The sequence below is a fragment of the Enterobacter sp. BIDMC92 genome (genome assembly GCF_001030225.1).
Taxonomy (GTDB): domain Bacteria; phylum Pseudomonadota; class Gammaproteobacteria; order Enterobacterales; family Enterobacteriaceae; genus Enterobacter; species Enterobacter sichuanensis.
On the sequence record NZ_KQ087598.1, the window covers coordinates 669,645 to 690,106 of the forward strand.

At 56.3% G+C, this 20,462-nt stretch carries 20 protein-coding genes; 13 read left to right on the forward strand and 7 right to left on the reverse strand.

Going from position 1 to position 20,462, the window contains the following annotated elements; translation table 11 throughout:
- The first annotated feature begins 144 nt into the window (after positions 1 to 144).
- The 4 genes from deoC (at position 145) to deoD (ending at position 4,474) form a co-directional block, all read left to right on the forward strand.
- Positions 145 to 924 (forward strand): deoxyribose-phosphate aldolase, encoded by a 780-nt coding sequence (gene deoC / locus SP99_RS03080; protein ID WP_032672469.1) that lies wholly within the window; start codon positions 145 to 147, stop codon positions 922 to 924.
- Between the two features lie 101 nt (positions 925 to 1,025).
- On the forward strand, positions 1,026 to 2,348 hold the full coding sequence (gene deoA / locus SP99_RS03085) for a thymidine phosphorylase (RefSeq protein ID WP_047957713.1): 1,323 nt from the start codon (positions 1,026 to 1,028) through the stop codon (positions 2,346 to 2,348).
- Positions 2,349 to 2,401: 53 nt separating this feature from the next.
- A complete protein-coding gene (gene deoB, locus SP99_RS03090; protein WP_047957714.1) occupies positions 2,402 to 3,625 on the forward strand; it encodes a phosphopentomutase in 1,224 nt (407 codons plus the stop codon).
- 126 nt (positions 3,626 to 3,751) lie between these two features.
- Positions 3,752 to 4,474, forward strand: coding sequence for a purine-nucleoside phosphorylase (deoD, locus tag SP99_RS03095; protein WP_013095492.1), 723 nt, complete (start codon positions 3,752 to 3,754; stop codon positions 4,472 to 4,474).
- A 61-nt stretch (positions 4,475 to 4,535) separates the two neighbouring features.
- Here the strand turns inward: deoD and lplA are convergent, their stop codons facing one another.
- Entirely contained in the window at positions 4,536 to 5,552 is a 1,017-nt protein-coding gene (lplA, locus tag SP99_RS03100) for a lipoate--protein ligase (RefSeq protein ID WP_047957715.1), read from the reverse strand.
- Positions 5,553 to 5,591: 39 nt separating this feature from the next.
- A complete protein-coding gene (locus SP99_RS03105) occupies positions 5,592 to 6,236 on the reverse strand; it encodes a YtjB family periplasmic protein (RefSeq protein ID WP_025757499.1) in 645 nt (214 codons plus the stop codon).
- 117 nt (positions 6,237 to 6,353) lie between these two features.
- Here SP99_RS03105 and serB point away from each other — a divergent pair, with 117 nt between their 5' ends.
- Genes serB through nadR form a run of 3 tightly spaced genes read left to right on the forward strand, consistent with a single transcriptional unit; the run spans position 6,354 to position 9,987 of the window.
- Positions 6,354 to 7,322, forward strand: coding sequence for a phosphoserine phosphatase (gene serB, locus SP99_RS03110; RefSeq protein WP_025757501.1), 969 nt, complete (start codon positions 6,354 to 6,356; stop codon positions 7,320 to 7,322).
- 11 nt (positions 7,323 to 7,333) lie between these two features.
- Positions 7,334 to 8,719 carry a DNA repair protein RadA gene (gene radA, locus SP99_RS03115; protein ID WP_045284834.1) on the forward strand — a complete coding sequence of 462 codons (1,386 nt, stop codon included), beginning with the start codon at positions 7,334 to 7,336 and terminating at the stop codon, positions 8,717 to 8,719.
- 35 nt (positions 8,720 to 8,754) lie between these two features.
- Positions 8,755 to 9,987, forward strand: a complete 1,233-nt coding sequence (gene nadR, locus SP99_RS03120; RefSeq protein WP_025757503.1) for a multifunctional transcriptional regulator/nicotinamide-nucleotide adenylyltransferase/ribosylnicotinamide kinase NadR — start codon at positions 8,755 to 8,757, stop codon at positions 9,985 to 9,987.
- 54 nt (positions 9,988 to 10,041) lie between these two features.
- Here the strand turns inward: nadR and SP99_RS03125 are convergent, their stop codons facing one another.
- Positions 10,042 to 11,043: a zinc-binding alcohol dehydrogenase family protein gene (locus SP99_RS03125; protein ID WP_047957716.1), complete on the reverse strand. Its 1,002-nt coding sequence runs from the start codon at positions 11,041 to 11,043 to the stop codon at positions 10,042 to 10,044.
- A gap of 108 nt (positions 11,044 to 11,151) precedes the next feature.
- Here SP99_RS03125 and SP99_RS03130 point away from each other — a divergent pair, with 108 nt between their 5' ends.
- A complete protein-coding gene (locus tag SP99_RS03130; RefSeq protein WP_047957717.1) occupies positions 11,152 to 12,051 on the forward strand; it encodes a LysR family transcriptional regulator in 900 nt (299 codons plus the stop codon).
- A gap of 91 nt (positions 12,052 to 12,142) precedes the next feature.
- On the opposite strand, the gene ettA is transcribed toward SP99_RS03130, so the two are convergent.
- Positions 12,143 to 13,810 (reverse strand): energy-dependent translational throttle protein EttA, encoded by a 1,668-nt coding sequence (gene ettA, locus SP99_RS03135; protein WP_025758053.1) that lies wholly within the window; start codon positions 13,808 to 13,810, stop codon positions 12,143 to 12,145.
- A 227-nt stretch (positions 13,811 to 14,037) separates the two neighbouring features.
- Between ettA and sltY the strand changes: the two genes are divergently transcribed.
- Together sltY and trpR are read left to right on the forward strand one after the other, a co-directional pair.
- A complete protein-coding gene (gene sltY / locus SP99_RS03140; protein ID WP_047957718.1) occupies positions 14,038 to 15,975 on the forward strand; it encodes a murein transglycosylase in 1,938 nt (645 codons plus the stop codon).
- Positions 15,976 to 16,030: 55 nt separating this feature from the next.
- Positions 16,031 to 16,357 (forward strand): trp operon repressor, encoded by a 327-nt coding sequence (gene trpR, locus SP99_RS03145; RefSeq protein ID WP_025758051.1) that lies wholly within the window; start codon positions 16,031 to 16,033, stop codon positions 16,355 to 16,357.
- On the opposite strand, the gene yjjX is transcribed toward trpR, so the two are convergent.
- The gene (gene yjjX / locus SP99_RS03150; RefSeq protein ID WP_025758050.1) at positions 16,354 to 16,869 is read right to left on the reverse strand and encodes an inosine/xanthosine triphosphatase; all 516 of its coding nucleotides are present in this window, start codon (positions 16,867 to 16,869) and stop codon (positions 16,354 to 16,356) included. The two genes, trpR and yjjX, sit on opposite strands and share 4 nt — an antisense overlap.
- 50 nt (positions 16,870 to 16,919) lie before the next feature.
- Here yjjX and gpmB point away from each other — a divergent pair, with 50 nt between their 5' ends.
- Positions 16,920 to 17,567 carry a 2,3-diphosphoglycerate-dependent phosphoglycerate mutase GpmB gene (gene gpmB / locus SP99_RS03155; protein ID WP_008502057.1) on the forward strand — a complete coding sequence of 216 codons (648 nt, stop codon included), beginning with the start codon at positions 16,920 to 16,922 and terminating at the stop codon, positions 17,565 to 17,567.
- Here gpmB and robA read toward each other — a convergent pair.
- Positions 17,564 to 18,433: an MDR efflux pump AcrAB transcriptional activator RobA gene (gene robA / locus SP99_RS03160; RefSeq protein WP_025758049.1), complete on the reverse strand. Its 870-nt coding sequence runs from the start codon at positions 18,431 to 18,433 to the stop codon at positions 17,564 to 17,566. The two genes, gpmB and robA, sit on opposite strands and share 4 nt — an antisense overlap.
- 211 nt (positions 18,434 to 18,644) lie before the next feature.
- Between robA and creA the strand changes: the two genes are divergently transcribed.
- On the forward strand, positions 18,645 to 19,118 hold the full coding sequence (gene creA, locus SP99_RS03165; RefSeq protein WP_045284830.1) for a protein CreA: 474 nt from the start codon (positions 18,645 to 18,647) through the stop codon (positions 19,116 to 19,118).
- 46 nt (positions 19,119 to 19,164) lie between these two features.
- Here creA and arcA read toward each other — a convergent pair whose 3' ends face one another.
- The gene (arcA, locus tag SP99_RS03170; RefSeq protein WP_003856501.1) at positions 19,165 to 19,881 is read right to left on the reverse strand and encodes a two-component system response regulator ArcA; all 717 of its coding nucleotides are present in this window, start codon (positions 19,879 to 19,881) and stop codon (positions 19,165 to 19,167) included.
- Positions 19,882 to 19,976: 95 nt separating this feature from the next.
- Between arcA and yjjY the strand changes: the two genes are divergently transcribed.
- Complete coding sequence (gene yjjY, locus SP99_RS24505; protein ID WP_085928893.1) at positions 19,977 to 20,117, forward strand: YjjY family protein; 141 nt, start codon at positions 19,977 to 19,979, stop codon at positions 20,115 to 20,117.
- The last annotated feature ends 345 nt before the right edge of the window (positions 20,118 to 20,462 follow it).

Below are 20,462 nucleotides of genomic sequence, written 5' to 3' on the forward strand. Positions count from 1 at the left end.
GAAGAAGATCTCATTACAGTAATGCAAATTTGCACGTAGTTTTCATTAACTGTGATGAATGTCGAAGTGTGGATGCGGGTAGATGTTAGAATACTCACAGACCCGCAAGGTAAAATTGATACGGCACTGCCGTTGGAGAATGTTATGACCGATTTAACTGCAAGCAGCCTGCGCGCGTTGAAACTGATGGACCTGACCACCCTGAACGATGACGACACCAATGAAAAAGTCATCGCCCTGTGCCATCAGGCGAAAACGCCCGTCGGTAACACTGCAGCCATCTGTATCTACCCGCGCTTTATCCCGATTGCCCGTAAGACGCTGAAAGAGCAGGGTACCCCGGACGTGCGCATTGCAACCGTGACTAACTTCCCGCACGGCAACGACGATATCGAGATTGCGCTGGCTGAGACCCGTGCGGCGATTGCTTACGGCGCAGACGAAGTTGACGTGGTCTTCCCGTACCGTGCGCTGATCGCCGGCAACGAGCAGGTGGGCTTTGACCTGGTGAAAGCCTGTAAAGAGGCCTGCGCGGCGGCAAACGTGCTGCTTAAGGTGATCATCGAAACCGGCGAGCTGAAAGAAGAGGCGTTGATCCGTAAAGCTTCTGAAATTTCCATCAAAGCCGGTGCCGATTTCATCAAAACCTCAACCGGTAAAGTGCCGGTGAACGCGACCCCGGAAAGCGCACGCATCATGATGGAAGTGATCCGCGATATGGGCGTGGAAAAAACCGTGGGCTTCAAACCGGCGGGCGGCGTGCGTACTGCTGAAGATGCACAGACATTCCTCGCCATTGCAGATGAACTGTTCGGCGCTGACTGGGCTGATTCTCGTCACTACCGCTTCGGCGCGTCAAGCCTGCTGGCCAGCCTGCTGAAAGCGCTGGGACACGGCGACGGCAAGAGCGCAAGCAGCTACTGAGTTTGAATTGCCGGGTGGCGCTACGCTTACCCGGCCTACCCGGATCGTGGTCGGGTAAACCGTACCCGCCACCCTTCACCCGATTCCTCATGGGGGTTACCGTGTTTCTCGCACAAGAAATTATTCGTAAAAAACGTGATGGTCATGCATTAAGCGACGAAGAGATTCGCTTCTTTATCAACGGCATTCGTGATAACACCATCTCTGAAGGGCAGATTGCGGCCCTGGCGATGACCATCTTCTTCCACGATATGTCGATGCCCGAGCGTGTCTCGCTGACCATGGCAATGCGAGATTCAGGAACCGTTCTGGACTGGAAGAGCCTCAATCTTAACGGCCCGATTGTCGACAAACACTCTACCGGCGGTGTGGGCGATGTGACGTCGCTGATGCTTGGCCCCATGGTAGCCGCCTGCGGCGGTTACATTCCGATGATCTCCGGACGCGGCCTGGGCCACACCGGCGGTACGCTCGACAAACTGGAAGCCATTCCGGGCTTCGATATCTTCCCGGATGACAACCGCTTCCGCGACATTATTAAAGACGTTGGTGTGGCGATTATCGGCCAGACCAGCTCACTTGCTCCGGCAGACAAACGTTTCTACGCCACCCGCGATATTACCGCGACCGTTGACTCCATCCCGCTGATCACCGCCTCTATCCTGGCGAAGAAACTGGCGGAAGGGCTGGACGCGCTGGTGATGGACGTGAAGGTGGGCAGCGGTGCGTTTATGCCAACCTATGAACTCTCTGAAGCGCTGGCCGAAGCGATCGTTGGCGTCTCCAATGGCGCTGGCGTGCGCACCACCGCGCTCCTGACGGACATGAACCAGGTGCTGGCCTCCAGCGCCGGTAACGCAGTTGAAGTGCGTGAAGCGGTGCAGTTCCTGACGGGTGAATACCGTAACCCGCGCCTGTTCGACGTCACCATGGCGCTGTGCGTGGAGATGCTGATCTCCGGCAAGCTGGCGAAAGACGATGCTGACGCGCGTGTGAAGCTGCAGGCGGTGCTGGACAACGGCAAAGCGGCGGAGATCTTCGGCCGCATGGTTGCGGCGCAGAAAGGCCCGACCGACTTTGTTGAACAATACGCGAAATATCTGCCAACCGCGACGCTCAGCAAAGCAGTGTATGCCGACAGTGAAGGGTTTGTCTCCGCCATGGACACCCGTGCGTTGGGTATGGCGGTGGTCTCGATGGGCGGCGGTCGTCGTCAGGCCTCAGACACCATTGATTACAGCGTTGGCTTTACCGATATGGCCCGCCTGGGCGACAGCGTTGACGGCCAACGTCCGCTGGCGGTGATCCACGCGAAAGACGAAGCCAGCTGGCAGGAAGCGGCGAAAGCGGTGAAAGCGGCCATTGTGCTTGATGACAAAGCGCCAGAAACCACACCGACGGTCTATCGCCGTATCACCGAATAGCGGTATACTGATCTGATCGATAATTTTTGAAGCACTACGTACGGAGAACAATTATGAAACGTGCATTTATTATGGTGCTGGACTCATTCGGCATCGGCGCAACCGAAGATGCAGAACGTTTTGGTGACGTGGGTTCCGATACCATGGGTCACATCGCGGAAGCCTGTGCAAAAGGCGAAGCGGACAACGGTCGTAAAGGCCCTCTGACTCTACCCAACCTGACCCGCCTCGGCTTGGTCAAAGCGCATGAAGGTTCTACCGGCAAAATCGCCGCCGGTATGGACGGCAACGCGGAAGTAGTGGGTGCCTACGCCTGGGCGCACGAACTCTCTTCCGGTAAAGACACCCCGTCAGGGCACTGGGAAATCGCCGGTGTGCCGGTGCTGTTCGACTGGGGTTATTTCTCCGATCACGAGAACAGCTTCCCGCAGGAACTGCTGGATAAGCTGGTGAAGCGTGCCAATCTGTCGGGCTACCTCGGTAACTGCCACTCCTCCGGTACCGTGATTCTGGACGAGCTGGGCGAAGAGCACATGAAAACCGGCAAGCCGATTTTCTACACCTCTGCTGACTCCGTGTTCCAGATAGCCTGCCACGAAGAAACGTTTGGCCTGGATAAACTCTACGAGCTGTGCGAAATCGCCCGTGAAGAGCTGACCGAAGGCGGCTACAACATTGGCCGCGTTATCGCGCGTCCGTTTATCGGCGACAAAGCGGGTAATTTCCAGCGTACCGGTAACCGTCATGACCTGGCCGTTGAGCCACCGGCGCCTACTGTGCTGCAGAAGCTGGTTGATGAAAAAGGCGGTCAGGTGGTTTCCGTGGGTAAAATCGCGGATATTTACGCCAACTGCGGTATCACGAAGAAAGTGAAAGCGACCGGTCTGGATGCGCTGTTTGATGCCACCATCAAAGAGATGAAAGATGCGGGCGACAACACCATCGTCTTTACCAACTTCGTGGACTTCGACTCCTCCTGGGGTCACCGTCGCGACGTAGCGGGTTATGCAGCCGGTCTGGAGCTGTTTGACCGCCGCCTGCCGGAGCTGATGGAGTTGGTAGGAGAAGATGACATTCTGATCCTGACCGCGGACCACGGCTGTGACCCAACCTGGACCGGTACCGACCACACCCGTGAGCACATTCCGGTGCTGGTGTACGGCCCGAAAGTGAAACCCGGTTCGCTCGGTCACCGTGAAACCTTCGCGGACATCGGCCAGACTATCGCGAAATACTTTGGTACGTCTGACATGGAATATGGCAAGGCTATGTTCTGAATGATGTTGGGTGCGGCCTGATGCCCTCACCCCAACCCTCTCCCACAGGGAGAGGGAGAAGAGAATGTAGGCCGGGTAAGGCGTAGCCGCCACCCGGCAAAAACAACAATGTAAAAGGAACTGAAGATGGCAACTCCTCACATTAATGCAGAAATGGGTGATTTCGCTGACGTCGTATTGATGCCGGGCGACCCGCTGCGCGCGAAGCACATTGCAGAAACTTTCCTCGAAGACGTGCGTGAAGTGAACAACGTTCGCGGCATGCTGGGCTTCACCGGGACTTACAAAGGCCGCAAAATCTCTGTAATGGGCCACGGTATGGGTATCCCGTCCTGCTCTATCTACACCAAAGAGCTGATCACCGACTTCGGCGTGAAGAAAATCATCCGCGTCGGCTCCTGCGGTGCGGTGCGCATGGACGTTAAGCTGCGTGACGTGGTGATTGGTATGGGTGCCTGCACCGATTCCAAAGTTAACCGTATGCGTTTTAAAGATCATGACTTCGCGGCGATTGCCGACTTCGGCATGGTGCGTAACGCGGTTGACGCGGCAAAAGCGCTGGGCGTGGACGCGCGCGTGGGTAACCTGTTCTCCGCTGACCTGTTCTATGCACCAGACGGCGGCGAGATGTTCGACGTGATGGAAAAATACGGCATCCTGGGCGTGGAAATGGAAGCGGCGGGCATCTACGGCGTCGCGGCTGAGTTCGGTGCGAAAGCGCTGACCATCTGCACCGTGTCTGACCACATCCGTACCCACGAGCAGACCACCGCTGCCGAGCGTCAGACCACCTTTAACGATATGATCAAAATCGCGCTGGAATCCGTTCTGCTGGGCGATAAAGAGTAATTCTGTCTCTTCCCTCCCTCTCCCTGTGGGAGAGGGCCGGGGTGAGGGCACCAGACCGCACCTAGCGCACGGCCTGCGCAATCCACGCTGACAGCTCCCGCAGCTCATTTTCCTGCTCCGGAAAATCCCCAATCAACGCGTCACATTCCTGCTGCAGCATATCCGCCCGGTACAAACAGCCCTGTAAACGTGCAGCAAGCGCTTCCAGCGGCGCCGGATTCAGACTGTCCGTAAACACCTGTGTGCGGGTGATATGCCCTTTCTCGACGTCAAAGTGCAGTTCCACACCGCCCCAGGTAAAACGCTCGTCCAGCAGGTGAGAGAAGGCCGGTGCCTGGCCGAAGTTCCACTCCCAACTGCTCTGGCGGGCAAACGTTTCTGCAAAGTTTGGCAGGTCTGGCGTCTTATCCGGCGAAATGACTTCTGCTTCCACGCGCTCGCCGTAATGCGCGAAGAACGCCTCGCGCACGGCCTCACAGATTTTCTCATGGGTAATCCCCGGCAGCAGCTCGACCAGGTTCGCCACGCGGCCGCGCACGGAGGTAATTCCCTTCGCCTGCAGCTTTTTCTTGTCGGGATTCAGGTAGTTCGCCAGACGACTGAGATCGGCGTTAAGAAGAAGGGTGCCATGGTGGAACCCGCGATCCATCGTTTCGCGATAGGCAGAGCCGGACACTTTGCGATCTCCCTCGGGCGTTTTGACCACCAGATCGTTACGTCCGGAAGCTTCAGCCGTCACGCCGAGTGAATTCAGCGCGTTGAGCACAATCGAGGTGGAGATGGTTTTGTCGTATTCCGGTTTACCCGCCATAAAGGTAAAGCAGGTATTGCCCAGATCGTGAAACACCGCGCCACCGCCGCTGCTGCGGCGCGCCAGACGAACATTGTCCTCTTCCATACGCCGGGTGTTGCACTCTTTCCACGGGTTTTGCGCGCGGCCAATAACCACCGTATCGGCGTTGCGCCAGAGAAACAGGACGCGCTGGGTAGCGGGCATCTGACGGAAGATGCACTCTTCAACCGCGAGATTAAACCAGGGATCGTAAGAGTCAGAGATAAGCAGGCGTAACGTCGTCATGGCAGAGTTCCTTTTCCGAATCATCCGCCTACTTTATCACTATTCTTTCTTCTCGCTCTCTTCGTCTTCGGGAACGGATTTGCTGGCGGTCAGCAGGAACGGGGATTGTTGCCAGCGCGAGCGTTTGCCCCGAAGCAGGGTGCGTGCGAGAACCACGCCAATGGCGAGCGAAAGCAGCAGCATCAGGCGCAGAATGTTGGTGGTGTTATCAACCTGTTTGGCTTCGGTTGGCAGAGTATGCGTATCAAGGGTCAGGCGCAGATAGCCCAGCGGACCATTCTTCCCCTGAATGGGTTCGACAATCTGCTGGTTGAAATAGCCGCCGGCTTTTTTACCGTCCAGCGCCAGCCTGTCGCGTACGTCGACATGTTCGCCCGCGCGGGCAATCAGGTCGCCTTGCTCATCATAGACACCGGCATCCAGGATGCGGCTGTTTTCCGTCAGCAGACGTAAAACCTGGCCTATACGTTTTTCGTCCGGCGTTTCGGTACGCATGGACGGCGCAATATTAAACGTCACCTGGCGTGCCAGCGTGCGGGCCAGCTCTTCAAACTGCGGATTGCGTTGCCGTTGATGATTCTGGCTGAACCACGACGCCCCTTGCATCAGCACCACTAACAGTGCGAGACAGGAGAGGACAATCACGGCGCGATGGAGCCGGAATTTCAGTTTTGCGCGAGCCATATTCCACCTGCTGAAAATTTACGGCTTAATGTTGCCAGAAGTGATGGTTACAGGGTAGCCTCATGCGTTATTTTCCCTCTGCAACCTTCCGGCGCGAACGAAATTACAGGAGCTTTAATGCCGAACATTACCTGGTGTGACCTGCCAACGGATGTCTCTTTATGGCCAGGATTGCCGCTCTCTTTAAGTGGCGATGAGGTGATGCCTCTGGATTACCACGCCGGTCGTAGCGGCTGGCTCCTCTACGGACGCGGTCTGGATAAGCAACGCCTGACCCAGTATCAAAGCAAGCTGGGCGCTGCGATGGTTATCGTCGCCGCCTGGTGCGTGGAAGACTACCAGGTCATTCGCCTGGCTGGTTCCCTGACGCAGCGCGCAACGCGTCTGGCGCATGACGCCGGGCTGGATGTCGCCCCGCTGGGGAAAATTCCGCACCTGAAGACGCCGGGTCTGCTGGTGATGGACATGGACTCGACGGCGATCCAGATCGAATGTATCGACGAGATCGCCAAACTGGCGGGCAGCGGCGAGCTGGTAGCGGAAGTGACCGAGCGTGCGATGCGCGGTGAGCTGGACTTCACCGCCAGCCTGCGACAGCGCGTGGCGACCCTGAAAGGGGCCGATGCCAACATCCTGCGCCAGGTGCGCGATGTGCTGCCGCTAATGCCAGGGCTGACGCAGCTGGTGCTGAAGCTGCAGTCCCTTGGCTGGAAAGTGGCGATTGCCTCCGGGGGCTTCACCTTCTTCGCAGATTATCTGCGGGAAAAATTGCATCTGACCACCGTGGTGGCTAATGAGCTGGAGATCATGGACGGTAAACTGACCGGCCAGGTGATCGGCGATATTGTGGATGCCCAGTACAAAGCCAACACCCTGACCCGTCTGGCGGAAAAATATGAGATTCCGGTCGTGCAGACCGTCGCCATCGGGGACGGCGCAAACGACCTGCCGATGATCAAAGCGGCCGGACTTGGCATTGCCTACCATGCCAAACCAAAAGTGAATGAAAAGACGGAAGTGACTATCCGTCATGCTGACCTGATGGGGGTGTTCTGCATTCTCTCCGGCAGCCTTAATCAGAAATAACGAGGTAAAACGTGGCGAAAGCTCCAAAACGCGCATTTGTCTGTAATGAATGTGGTGCGGATTATCCGCGCTGGCAGGGGCAATGCAGCGCCTGTCATGCCTGGAACACCATCACCGAAGTGCGTGGTGTGGCGGCTTCGCCGAGCGTGGCGCGCAACGAACGCCTGAGCGGCTATGCGGGTAATGCCGGTGTGGCGAAAGTACAAAAGCTTTCGGACATCAGTCTTGAAGCGTTGCCGCGCTTCTCCACCGGCTTCAAAGAGTTTGACCGCGTGCTCGGCGGCGGCGTGGTGCCGGGCAGCGCCATTCTTATCGGCGGTAACCCTGGCGCGGGTAAATCGACCCTGCTGCTGCAAACGCTCTGCAAGCTCGCCGAGCAGATGAAAACCCTGTACGTCACGGGCGAAGAGTCGCTGCAGCAGGTGGCGATGCGCGCGCACCGTCTGGGTCTGCCCACTGGCAACCTGAACATGCTGTCAGAAACCAGCATCGAGCAGATCTGTATGATCGCCGAAGAAGAGCAGCCGAAGCTGATGGTGATCGACTCCATCCAGGTGATGCATATGGCGGACATTCAGTCCTCGCCGGGCAGCGTGGCGCAGGTGCGTGAAACGGCGGCCTACCTGACGCGCTTTGCCAAAACGCGCGGCGTGGCAATTGTGATGGTCGGCCACGTCACGAAAGACGGCTCGCTGGCGGGGCCAAAAGTGCTCGAACACTGTATCGACTGCTCCGTAATGCTCGACGGCGACGCGGACTCCCGTTTCCGTACCCTGCGCAGCCACAAAAACCGCTTTGGGGCGGTGAACGAACTGGGGGTGTTTGCCATGACCGAACAAGGGCTGCGTGAAGTCAGCAACCCGTCGGCCATCTTCCTGAGTCGTGGCGATGAAATCACCTCCGGCAGTTCGGTGATGGTGCTGTGGGAAGGGACGCGCCCGCTGCTCGTCGAAATTCAGGCGCTGGTCGATCACTCGATGATGGGCAACCCGCGGCGCGTGGCGGTCGGTCTGGAACAGAACCGTCTGGCGATCCTGCTGGCGGTGCTGCACCGTCATGGCGGGCTGCAGATGGCGGATCAGGACGTTTTCGTTAACGTGGTCGGCGGCGTCAAAGTCACTGAGACCAGCGCGGACCTGGCGCTGCTGCTGGCGATGGTCTCCAGCCTGCGTGACCGACCGTTGCCGCAGGATCTGGTCGTCTTCGGCGAGGTGGGCCTCGCCGGGGAAATCCGTCCGGTGCCCAGCGGGCAAGAGCGTATCTCCGAGGCGGCAAAACACGGTTTCCGCCGGGCGATCGTTCCGGCCGCTAACGTGCCGAAAAAAATCCCGGAAGGGATGCAGGTATTTGGCGTGAAAAAACTCGCAGATGCGTTAAATGTCTTTGACGACTTATAATTACGTATTCGATTTTGCAGGAGGCACCGTAATTTATGTCATCATTTGACTACATCAAAACCGCAATCCGTCAGAAGGGCTGCACGCTGCAGCAGGTGGCGGACGCCAGCGGTATGACCAAAGGCTACCTTAGCCAGCTGCTGAACGCCAAAATCAAAAGCCCCAGCGCGCAGAAGCTGGAAGCGCTGCACCGCTTTCTGGGGCTTGAATTCCCGCGTATGCAAAAGAACATCGGCGTGGTGTTTGGCAAGTTTTATCCCCTGCATACCGGGCATATCTATCTGATCCAGCGCGCCTGTAGTCAGGTGGATGAACTGCATATCATCATGGGGTACGACGAAACCCGCGATCGCCAGCTGTTTGAGGACAGCGCCATGTCGCAGCAGCCGACGGTGCCGGACCGCCTGCGCTGGCTGCTTCAGACCTTCAAGTATCAGAAAAATATTCGCATTCATGCTTTCAATGAAGAGGGCATGGAGCCCTATCCGCACGGCTGGGACGTGTGGAGCAACGGCATTAAGGCGTTTATGGAAGAGAAGGGCATTGCCCCGAACTGGATCTACACCTCTGAAGCGTCCGACGCGCCGCAGTTCCGCGAGCATCTGGGCATTGAAACGGTGCTTATCGATCCGAAGCGCACCTTTATGAACATCAGCGGGGCGCAGATCCGCGAAAACCCGTTCCGCTATTGGGATTACATCCCGACTGAGGTGAAGCCGTTTTTCGTGCGTACGGTGGCGATCCTGGGCGGCGAGTCGAGCGGGAAATCAACGCTGGTCAACAAGCTGGCGAATATCTTCAACACCACCAGCGCCTGGGAGTACGGACGCGATTATGTCTTCTCCCATCTGGGTGGGGATGAGATGGCCCTGCAGTATTCCGACTACGATAAAATCGCGCTTGGGCATGCCCAGTACATTGATTTCGCGGTGAAATACGCCAACAAGGTGGCGTTTATCGATACCGATTTCGTGACCACGCAGGCGTTCTGTAAAAAGTACGAAGGGCGCGAACACCCGTTCGTGCAGGCGCTGATTGATGAATACCGCTTTGACCTGGTGATCCTGCTGGAAAACAACACCCCGTGGGTGGCTGACGGCATGCGTAGCCTTGGCAGCTCCGTGGACAGGCGTGAGTTCCAGACCATGCTGGTGGATATGCTCAGGGAGAACAACGTTGAGTTTGTGCATGTGGAAGAGTCGGATTACGACTCCCGTTTCCTGCGCTGCGTCGAGCTGGTGAGGGAGATGATGGGGGAGCAGGGATAAGCGTTAACCGCCCTCTCCCTGTGGGAGAGGGCTGGGGTGAGGGCATCAAACCACTCAGAACTCAACCACCACTTTCCCGCGCATATGTCCGTCCAGCACTTTACGGTGCGCCTCGGTAATGCTTTCCACGCTCAGCCCGTGCAGCGTTTCACTCAGCGAACTTTCCACCACGCCGGTATCCACGAGCTTCGCCACCTCATTTAAGATTTCACCCTGACGTGCCATATCAGCGGTCTGGTACATGCTGCGGGTGTACATAAATTCCCAGTGCAGGGCGGCGGATTTCGATTTCAGTTTGTCCTGGTTCAGCGGATGCGCGTTCTCAACGATGGAACAGATATGGCCCTGAGGCGCAATCAGGTCACTTACCGCATCCCAGTGTCCGTCGGTGTCGTTGAGGATGAAAATATAATCCACAAAGGTGAGTCCCTGTTTCGCCAGCTCGCCTTTCAGGTCGTGGTAGTTCACCACCATATCTGCACCGCGATCGCGACACCACCGGGCGGAATCGTCTCGTGAAGCCGTGGCAATGATCTTCACCTTGCTGTTGTGCTTCGCAAAGGGGATCGCCAGCGATCCCACCCCACCCGCACCGCCGATGATCAGCAGCGTTTTGTCTGCGCCAGCATCCTGAATGTTCAGCCGTTCAAACAGGCCTTCCCACGCGGTGAGTGCGGTCAACGGGAGAGCAGCGGCAGCCGCCCAGCCGAGGCTTGAGGGTTTGTGCCCGACAATGCGCGCGTCAATCAACTGATGGGTGGTGTTGCTGCCCGGACGGGTGATGTCCCCTGCGTACCACACTTCATCCCCCGGTTTGAATCCGGTGACGCCCGCCCCTACGGCTTTGACGATCCCGCTGGCATCCCATCCGAGCACGCGCGGCGCTTTCAGCCCGTTTTGGGTCAGGCTTGCATGCACCTTGGTGTCCACCGGGTTAATGGAGACGGCTTTCACCTCTACCAGCAGATCGTGCTCGCCGGGCTGCGGCATTGGCGAAGTGATTTCAATGAAAGTGGAAGGATTTTCTGGGTTAACGGCAATGGCTTTGACTGACATGGTGTGCTCCTCAATGGAATACGTTTTGTTGAGACTAGTCTATTAAGTGGCCATGCGCGTGATAAGATGGACAATCAAGAACTCAGCGTTCGTACAGGATGAACAATCATGTTTAAACAGCTGCAGGACATGACGCTGTTTGCGCTGGTGGCTGAGATGGGGAGCTTCACTGCCGCAGCGCAGAAAGCCGGTCTGCCGAAATCCAGCGTGAGCCAGCGCATCAGCCAGCTTGAACAGCAGGTGGGGATCCGCCTGCTTAACCGCACCACGCGCCGGCTGAATCTGACGTTTGCGGGTGAACACTATCTTGTCCACTGCCGGGAGATGCTGGCGGCCAGCGAGCGGGCAGAGTACGCCATACAGCGCCTGCGCGAAAACCCAAGCGGGCGGCTTCGCATCACCTGCCCGGCAGGGATTGGTGCGACATTACTGGCGCATTTGAACGCCGAATTTCAGCTCCGCTATCCTGACGTTTCGCTCGATGTTTCCATTTCTGACGACGTGCTGGATCTGGTCGAGTCAGGCTTTGATGTGGCACTGCGAACCGGTAAGCCGCAGGACTCCTCTCTGATAGGTCGGATGATCGGCCACTGCCCGCGCTATATGATGGCCTCACCGGCGTATCTGGCGCGTCGGGAGCCGCTGACGCATCCTCGCCAGTTGGTGGAGCACCGCTGTATTACCCACAAAGCCTGGTCTGAGTGGCTGCTGCAAAGCGCAGGCGAAGATTACCGCTACCTGCCGGATAACGCGCACATGACCGATAATCTGGTATACGCCCGCGAGTGTGCGATTGCCGGTGCGGGGATCACGCTGCTTCCGGCATTTTTGCTGGAAGATAAAGTCGAGAAAGGGGCACTGGTGCAGGTGCTGCCGGAATGGCGCGTCGAAGGAAACGACCTGTGGCTGGCCTACCCGAGCCGTAAGCTCAACTCGCCTGCGCTGATGAGCTATATCGACTTTGCAATGCAGTTTGATGAGGTGAAGCGGTATTACGTGGGCGGGTGATTATGTGCGGCCTGATGCCCTCACCCTGACCCTCTCCCACGGGGAGAGGGAGCAACCATAAAAAACGGCAACCGAAGTTGCCGTTTTGCTTTTATTTCGCAATACGCTTGTACTTAATACGCTTCGGCTCCAGCGCGTCTGCGCCCAGCGTGCGTTTCTTGTACTCTTCGTATTCGGTGAAGTTACCTTCGAAGAACTCCACTTTACCTTCATCCTGGTAGTCCAGAATGTGGGTTGCGATACGGTCAAGGAACCAGCGGTCGTGCGAGATAACCATCGCGCAGCCCGGGAACTCCAGCAGGGCGTTTTCCAGCGCGCGCAGGGTTTCGATGTCCAGGTCGTTGGTTGGTTCATCGAGCAGCAGTACGTTACCGCCCACCTGCAGCAGCTTCGCCAGGTGCAGACGACCGCGCTCACCGCCGGACAGCTCGCCTACGCGTTTGCCCTGGTCGGTGCCTTTGAAGTTAAAGCGGCCAACGTAGGCGCGGCTTGGCATCTCGGTGTTGCCGATACGCATGATATCCAGACCACCGGAAACTTCTTCCCAGACGGTTTTGCTGTTATCCATCGCGTCACGGAACTGGTCAACGGACGCCAGCTTCACGGTTTCACCCAGGGTGATAGAACCGCTGTCAGGCTGTTCCTGACCGGACATCATGCGGAACAGGGTCGATTTACCCGCGCCGTTCGGACCGATGATCCCAACGATAGCCCCTTTCGGTACGGAGAAAGAGAGATCGTCGATCAGCACACGGTCGCCGTAGGACTTACGCAGGTTGGTCACTTCAACCACTTTATCCCCCAGACGTGCTCCAGGTGGAATAAACAGTTCGTTGGTTTCGTTACGTTTCTGGTATTCGGTATTGTTAAGCTCTTCAAAGCGTGCCAGACGGGCTTTGCCCTTGGACTGACGGCCTTTCGTGCCCTGACGTACCCACTCCAGTTCTTTCTCGATAGACTTACGACGCGCCGCTTCCTGAGACGCTTCCTGCGCCAGACGCTGATCTTTCTGCTCCAGCCAGGAAGAGTAGTTGCCTTCCCATGGAATACCTTCACCGCGGTCCAGCTCCAGGATCCAGCCGGCAACGTTGTCGAGGAAGTAACGGTCGTGGGTAATCGCCACCACGGTGCCTTCGAAGTCGTGCAGGAAGCGTTCCAGCCACGCTACGGATTCTGCATCCAGGTGGTTAGTTGGTTCGTCGAGGAGCAGCATGTCTGGTTTTTCCAGCAGCAGGCGGCACAGCGCCACGCGGCGGCGTTCACCACCGGAGAGGTTTGCAATTTTCGCATCCCAGTCCGGCAGACGCAGAGCGTCAGCGGCGCGCTCCAGCTGCACGTTCAGGTTGTGGCCGTCATGCGCCTGGATGATCTCTTCAAACTTGCCTTGCTGTGCGGCCAGTTTATCGAAGTCCGCATCCGGCTCGGCGTATTTGGCATACACTTCATCCAGGCCTTTCAGCGCGTTGACGACTTCAGCAACGGCTTCTTCGACGGACTCACGGACGGTGTGTTCCGGGTTCAGCTGAGGTTCCTGCGGCAGGTAACCAATTTTGATGCCAGGCTGCGGACGGGCTTCACCTTCGATGTCTGTATCGATGCCGGCCATGATGCGCAGCAGGGTGGACTTACCGGCACCGTTGAGACCCAGAACACCAATTTTTGCGCCCGGGAAGAAGCTCAGCGAGATATTTTTAAGAATATGACGTTTCGGCGGAACCACTTTGCCGACACGATGCATGGTATAAACGAATTGAGCCACGTTGGACTTCGCCTCTTTTATCGTAATGAGAATGGAATTCAGCCTCGAAGTGTAGCCTTTTTCCCGTCCTAATCCCAGCCAGGAACGTCGGGAGTGTTAAAACGCGCAAGAAAGGTAAAAAAGTGTCCATGACGTGGCGCGTTGCAGGATGCCTGGTTAGCATAAGTTGATTAGACTTTGACGTGGCAAGACGCTGCAATTGACGAAAAAACAATGAGGAAGAGCTTGTGGAAAAAGCCAAACGGGTGGTCTGGCGTCTGCTGGCTGCCAGCGTATGCGTAATGGCGGTAAGCCAGGCGGTGCATGCCGATTCACTGGATGAACAACGTAACCGCTACGCCCAGATTAAACAGGCGTGGGACAACAAGCAGATGGAGACCGTGCAGGCGCTGATGCCGACGCTGAAGGATTATCCGCTGTATCCGTATCTGGAGTATCGTCAGATCACGGACGATCTCATGAATCAACCGACCGTCACCGTGAATAATTTCATTCAGGCGAACCCGACCCTGCCGCCGGCGCGGACTCTGCAGTCTCGCTTTGTGAACGAACTGGCGCGCCGTGAAGACTGGCGTGGCCTGCTGGCGTTCAGTCCTGATAAGCCGACTACCACCGAAGCCCAGTGTAACTACTACTATGCAAAATGGGCCACCGGTCAGCAGGAGGAGGCCTGGGCTGGGGCGAAAGAGCTGTGGCTGACCGGAAAAAGCCAGCCAAACGCCTGCGATTCGCTGTTTGGCGCATGGCGCGCCTCCGGCAAGCAGGACCCGCTGGCCTACCTTGAGCGCATCCGTCTGGCGATGAAAGCCGGAAACACGCGTCTGGTGACCGCGCTGGCGGGGCAGATGCCGTCTGATTACCAGACGATCTCCTCGGCAGTTATTGCACTGGCAAACGATCCCAACAGCGTTCTCACCTTTGCGCGCAGTACGGGGGCGACTGATTTTACCCGCCAGATGGCGGCGGTAGCCTTTGCCAGCGTAGCGCGTGACGATGTGGAAAACGCGCGGCTGATGATCCCGCAGCTGGTGCAGGCGCAGCAGCTTAATGAAGACCAAACCCAGGAGTTGCGCGACATCGTTGCATGGCGACTGATGGGCACGGATGTGACCGACGAACAGGCGCGCTGGCGAGACGATGCGATTATGCGCTCAAACTCCACCTCGCTGGTGGAACGTCGTGTGCGAATGGCGCTGGGGACGGGCGATCGCCGGGGGCTGAATACCTGGCTGGCGCGTTTGCCTATGGAAGCCAAAGAGAAGGACGAATGGCGTTACTGGCAGGCCGATCTGCTAATGGAGCGCGGTCGTGATGATGAAGCCAAAGAGATCCTCCATGCGTTGATGCAGCAGCGCGGGTTCTACCCGATGGCGGCCGCACAGCGTCTGGGCGAGGAGTACACCTTCCGCATTGATAAAGCGCCCGCGAATGCTAACCCGGCGCTGACGCAGGGGCCGGAAATGGCGCGCGTGCGCGAGCTGATGTACTGGAACATGGACAATACCGCGCGCAGCGAGTGGGCGAATCTGGTGACCAGCCGCACCACCGACGAAAAAGCCCAGCTTGCCCGCTATGCCTTTGATAATCACTGGTGGGATCTGAGCGTGCAGGCGACGATAGCCGGTAAGCTGTGGGATCATCTCGAAGAGCGTTTCCCGCTGGCTTATAACGATCTTTTCGAACGCTACACCCGCGGTAAAGATATCCCGCAAAGTTACGCGATGGCGATTGCCCGTCAGGAGAGCGCGTGGAACCCGAAAGTCCGTTCCCCGGTAGGTGCCAGTGGCCTGATGCAGATCATGCCGGGTACGGCGACGCATACGGTGAAGATGTTTAATATTCCAGGGTACAGCAGCCCGTCACAGCTGCTGGATCCGGATACAAACATTAACATCGGTACCAGCTATCTCCAGTACGTGTATCAGCAGTTCGGCAATAACCGCATCTTCTCTTCGGCGGCCTATAACGCGGGGCCGGGTCGCGTGCGTACCTGGCTCGGCAACAGCGCCGGACGCATCGACGCCGTGGCGTTTGTCGAGAGTATTCCGTTCTCGGAAACCCGCGGATACGTGAAAAACGTGCTGGCGTATGATGCCTACTATCGCTACTTCATGGGGCAGAAAGATACCCTGATGAGCGATGCCGAGTGGCAGAGACGTTACTGATCGGCGTGGGTTGTGTTATGCTGTACTCGCTAATGAGTACAAGAGGCAGCATAACATGACCCCGCATTCCCCGTATTCCTCGGCAATGGCCGAACAACGTCACCAGGAGTGGCTTCGTTTTGTGGAGTTGCTTCGCCAGTCATACGATCAGGATCTGCATCTACCCCTGATGCAGCTGATGCTCACGCCGGACGAGCGCGAGGCGCTGGGCACGCGCGTGCGGATCATTGAAGAGTTGTTGCGCGGTGAGATGAGCCAGCGCGAGCTCAAAAATGAGCTCGGCGCGGGCATCGCAACGATTACCCGCGGCTCGAACAGCCTGAAGTCGGCCCCGGTCGAGCTGCGCCAGTGGCTGGAAGCGGTGTTGTTGAAAAATGCCTAACGATAAATCGCGTTATGGAACGGGCTTAACGCCAGGATCACCGCCTGGTGGTAAACACCTGAACGCGTCAGCGCGCCGGCGGTAAAGACGCCGATCGCCCCTTCTTTACGGCCAATTTCGTCAATGCCGGTGTACTGCGACATCACCGGCCCGAGCGCTTCACCCGCACGCACTTTTTCCAGAATGATCGCCGGCAGCGGCAGGGTGGCCGAACGCGCTTCACCGCGCTGTTCACGACTTTCAATCACCACCCAGCTAAAGGTTGCGCCTTCATCGATACCGGCTTCAATGGCGACCCAAAAGTCAGCGTCCGGTGCTGCCGCTCTGGCATTTGCCACGCGATTTCGTGCGCCAGCGCGCGTTTCCTCGCTGCCAAACGGCTGTTCAGGAACGCCACTCTCGACGCCGATGGCTTCAATATGGCAGGATCCTGCGCCGAAGATCTCTTCAAATGCCCTTAGAATTGCCTGAATTTTGGCAGGATTAGTGGTAGCAGAGACAACATGGTGCATAATTAAGCTCGATTCAAAAAAAACTCATCGCAGTATAACGGAAAAAAAGCATGTTACAGGTATACCTTGTTCGCCACGGTGAAACGCAGTGGAACGCCGAGCGACGTATTCAAGGCCAGTCAGACAGTCCTCTCACTGAGAAGGGTGTGCAGCAAGCGTGGCAGGTGGCAGAGCGTGCCAGAACGCTGGGCATTACCCACGTCATCACCAGCGACTTAGGTCGCACACAGCAGACGGCGCGCATCATCGCGGACGCCTGCGGCTGTGATGTTATGCTTGAGCCGCGTCTGCGTGAGCTGGATATGGGCGTGCTGGAAAAACGTCATATCGATACGCTGACTGAAACGGAAGAGGGCTGGCGTCGCACGCTGGTGAACGGTACCGAAGATGGCCGTATCCCTGAAGGTGAATCCATGCAGGAGCTCAGCGTACGTATGCATGCCGCACTGGCGGAATGCCTGAAGCTGCCGGCGGGAAGCCGTCCGCTGCTGGTGAGTCACGGGATTGCGTTGGGTTGCCTGGTGAGCACGATCCTCGGATTACCCGCTTATGCTGAGCGCCGTTTGCGTCTGCGTAACTGCTCCATTTCCCGAATTGATTATCAGGAAAGCGCATGGCTGGCGTCGGGTTGGGTGGTGGAGATGGCAGGGGACATTTCACATCTTGATGCCCCTGCGCTCGATGAACTGCAGCGTTAACGACGTATTGGAATCAGGAATTCCATACGCAGATTGATTGGGCCTTCTTCCGGTTTAGCGTCCTGCGCCGGGTAGTAGCGCTCAATGTCCTGACCTTTACGGCGATTCAGATTCAGCATTGGCATGCAGGTCCCGTAAACGGTCAGGATGAACTCCTGAACACCCGTTCCCAGTCCTTCATAGGCGAACATCACGTACTCGCCGCCTTCCAGCACCACAGGCTTTGAACCCTGAATGTAGCCATTGGCCATGTCTGGCGTCAGCGCGGTGGTGTAGAACACCTCCTGCTCGTCATCTTTTTCCTGGCTTGGGTGCGTTTCGTTGAGGCCATACAGAATCGGCGGGATCGCCGGCGCGTGGCTCAGGAAGTCGCGCCAGAACTGGACGCGCATCTGATGACGGAACTCAGAAATCTGCTCAAGGGAGCACGAGTAACTCTGCGTTGTCCCGATCAGATGGGTTTCAGGCAGCGTGACGATTTCATATTTCGGCATCGCGAACTCGCCCAGACGCAGCGGCGGACGCATACCAAACGAGCTCCAGTCAGGCGAGCGACGATAAAGCGCTGGCGTCAACGAGAACTGTTTTTTAAAGGCGCGGGTAAAGGTCTGCTGCGAATCGAAACGATACTGCAGGGCAATATCCAGGATCGGGCGCGCGGTCAGGCGCAATGCCACAGCAGATTTTGACAGACGACGTGCGCGTATATAGGCCCCGATAGCATGACCGGTGACATCCTTGAACATCCTTTGCAGATGCCACTTGGAATAGCCTGCTTTAGCCGCCACATTGTCCAGTGACAAAGGCTGGTCGAGGTGACCTTCCAGCCAGGTGAGCAGGTCGCGAATAATTCCAGCCTGATCCATATACTATCCTCATCCTTAAAACAGCAGGTGCCTGATAACAGGTTAGCGGATAATAGCATTTTTTGATGTTTTAGCATTCAGTGTTTTTTTTGCGCATTCATGCTTTTTGGCGCACATTATGGGCAAATATATTCTAATCCTGTGATCTTGCTACATTTTTGTCTAAAGTGTTGAATAATCGCTCAGCGTAATTTTTAAGAATGGTAACAATATGAAATACAAGACTTTGATCTTCACCGCATTGATGCTGATGGTCGGGCGCGCCGCGCAGGCTGAACAGATTGGCTCCGTCGATACCGTGTTTAAAATGTTTGGCCCGGACCACAAAATCGTGGTGGAGGCGTTTGACGATCCGGACGTGAAAAACGTCACCTGCTATGTCAGCCGTGCGAAAACGGGCGGGATTAAGGGCGGTCTGGGGCTGGCGGAAGATACCTCCGACGCGGCGATCTCCTGTCAGCAGGTAGGTCCGGTTGAACTGAGCGATAAAATTAAAAACGGCAAAGCGCAGGGCGACGTGGTGTTCCAGAAACGGACCTCGCTGGTGTTTAAAAAGCTGCAGGTCGTGCGCTTCTACGATGCGAAACGCAATACGCTGGCTTACCTGGCCTATTCTGACAAAGTGGTGGAGGGATCACCGAAAAACGCCATCAGCGCGGTGCCGATTATGCCGTGGCGGGAATAAAAAAAACGGCGCTAATGCGCCGTTTTTTCATGCGTTAACTGCGGGATTACTCCTGCAGGTCACCACAGAAACGATACCCTTCGCCGTGGATCGTGGCGATGATTTCCGGCGTATCAGGCGTAGATTCGAAATGTTTACGAATACGACGGATGGTCACGTCTACGGTACGGTCGTGCGGTTTCAGCTCACGGCCGGTCATTTTCTTCAGCAGTTCTGCACGGGACTGAATTTTGCCCGGGTTTTCGCAGAAGTGCAGCATCGCGCGGAATTCACTGCGCGGCAGTTTATACTGCTCACCGTTCGGGCTAATCAGCGAACGGCTATTGATATCAAGTTCCCAGCCGTTGAATTTGTAGCTATCAACGCTACGACGCTCTTCGCTGACCGTACCCAGATTCATGGTGCGGGACAGCAGGTTGCGTGCACGAATGGTTAACTCGCGAGGATTGAACGGTTTGGTGATGTAGTCATCCGCACCGATTTCCAGGCCAAGAATTTTATCAACTTCGTTGTCACGGCCCGTCAGGAACATCAACGCGACGTTCGCCTGCTCACGCAGTTCGCGCGCCAGAAGAAGACCGTTTTTGCCCGGCAGGTTAATGTCCATGATCACCAGGTTGATATCATTTTCAGAAAGGATCTGATGCATCTCTGCGCCATCGGTCGCTTCAAAGACATCGTAGCCTTCTGCTTCGAAAATGCTCTTCAACGTGTTGCGTGTTACCAACTCGTCTTCAACGATAAGAATGTGCGGGGTCTGCATGTTTGCTACCTAAATTGCCAACTAAATCGAAACAGGAAGTACAAAAGTCCCTGACCTGCCTGATGCATGTCGCAAATTAACATGATCGGCTTAACGTGACTAAAGTACGTAATTGCGTTCTTGATGCACTTTCCATCAACGTCAACAACATCATTAGCTTGGTCTTGGGTACTTTCCCTTTGGACCCGACAGTGTCAAAAACGGCTGTCATCCTAACCATTTTAACAGCAACATAACAGGCTAAGTGACACCAGACACCCAATAAAACTACGCTTCGTTGACATATATCAAGTTCAATTGTAGCACGTTAACAGTTTGATGAAATCATCGTAGCGGAATGCTAGCCTTTGTCACAATTTTTCAATAAACCAACTAGTTGCGGTCATTGATTTATAAACGAAGCGAATCCAATCAGAATAGGGTATTCATACCGCTATTATCATTATAAAACATAGGGATAATAGTGTTCTGTTAACATTCTAACTGATTGTTCAGACAAGGAATAGTTTAGCGTTTTTAATTTGTTATGAAACGCTATTTCGGTGATTTGTGTTGCAATTTTGTAAATTCGCGCTGCGTAA

Coding starts and splice junctions, on each gene's coding strand:
- deoC (WP_032672469.1), top strand. CDS start 145: ATGACCGATTTAACTGCAAGCAGCCTGCGCGCGTTGAAACTGATGGAC.
- deoB (WP_047957714.1), top strand. CDS start 2,402: ATGAAACGTGCATTTATTATGGTGCTGGACTCATTCGGCATCGGCGCA.
- deoD (WP_013095492.1), top strand. CDS start 3,752: ATGGCAACTCCTCACATTAATGCAGAAATGGGTGATTTCGCTGACGTC.
- lplA (WP_047957715.1), bottom strand. CDS start 5,552: ATGACGACGTTACGCCTGCTTATCTCTGACTCTTACGATCCCTGGTTT.
- SP99_RS03105 (WP_025757499.1), bottom strand. CDS start 6,236: ATGGCTCGCGCAAAACTGAAATTCCGGCTCCATCGCGCCGTGATTGTC.
- serB (WP_025757501.1), top strand. CDS start 6,354: ATGCCGAACATTACCTGGTGTGACCTGCCAACGGATGTCTCTTTATGG.
- nadR (WP_025757503.1), top strand. CDS start 8,755: ATGTCATCATTTGACTACATCAAAACCGCAATCCGTCAGAAGGGCTGC.
- SP99_RS03125 (WP_047957716.1), bottom strand. CDS start 11,043: ATGTCAGTCAAAGCCATTGCCGTTAACCCAGAAAATCCTTCCACTTTC.
- SP99_RS03130 (WP_047957717.1), top strand. CDS start 11,152: ATGTTTAAACAGCTGCAGGACATGACGCTGTTTGCGCTGGTGGCTGAG.
- trpR (WP_025758051.1), top strand. CDS start 16,031: ATGACCCCGCATTCCCCGTATTCCTCGGCAATGGCCGAACAACGTCAC.
- yjjX (WP_025758050.1), bottom strand. CDS start 16,869: ATGCACCATGTTGTCTCTGCTACCACTAATCCTGCCAAAATTCAGGCA.
- gpmB (WP_008502057.1), top strand. CDS start 16,920: ATGTTACAGGTATACCTTGTTCGCCACGGTGAAACGCAGTGGAACGCC.
- robA (WP_025758049.1), bottom strand. CDS start 18,433: ATGGATCAGGCTGGAATTATTCGCGACCTGCTCACCTGGCTGGAAGGT.
- creA (WP_045284830.1), top strand. CDS start 18,645: ATGAAATACAAGACTTTGATCTTCACCGCATTGATGCTGATGGTCGGG.
- arcA (WP_003856501.1), bottom strand. CDS start 19,881: ATGCAGACCCCGCACATTCTTATCGTTGAAGACGAGTTGGTAACACGC.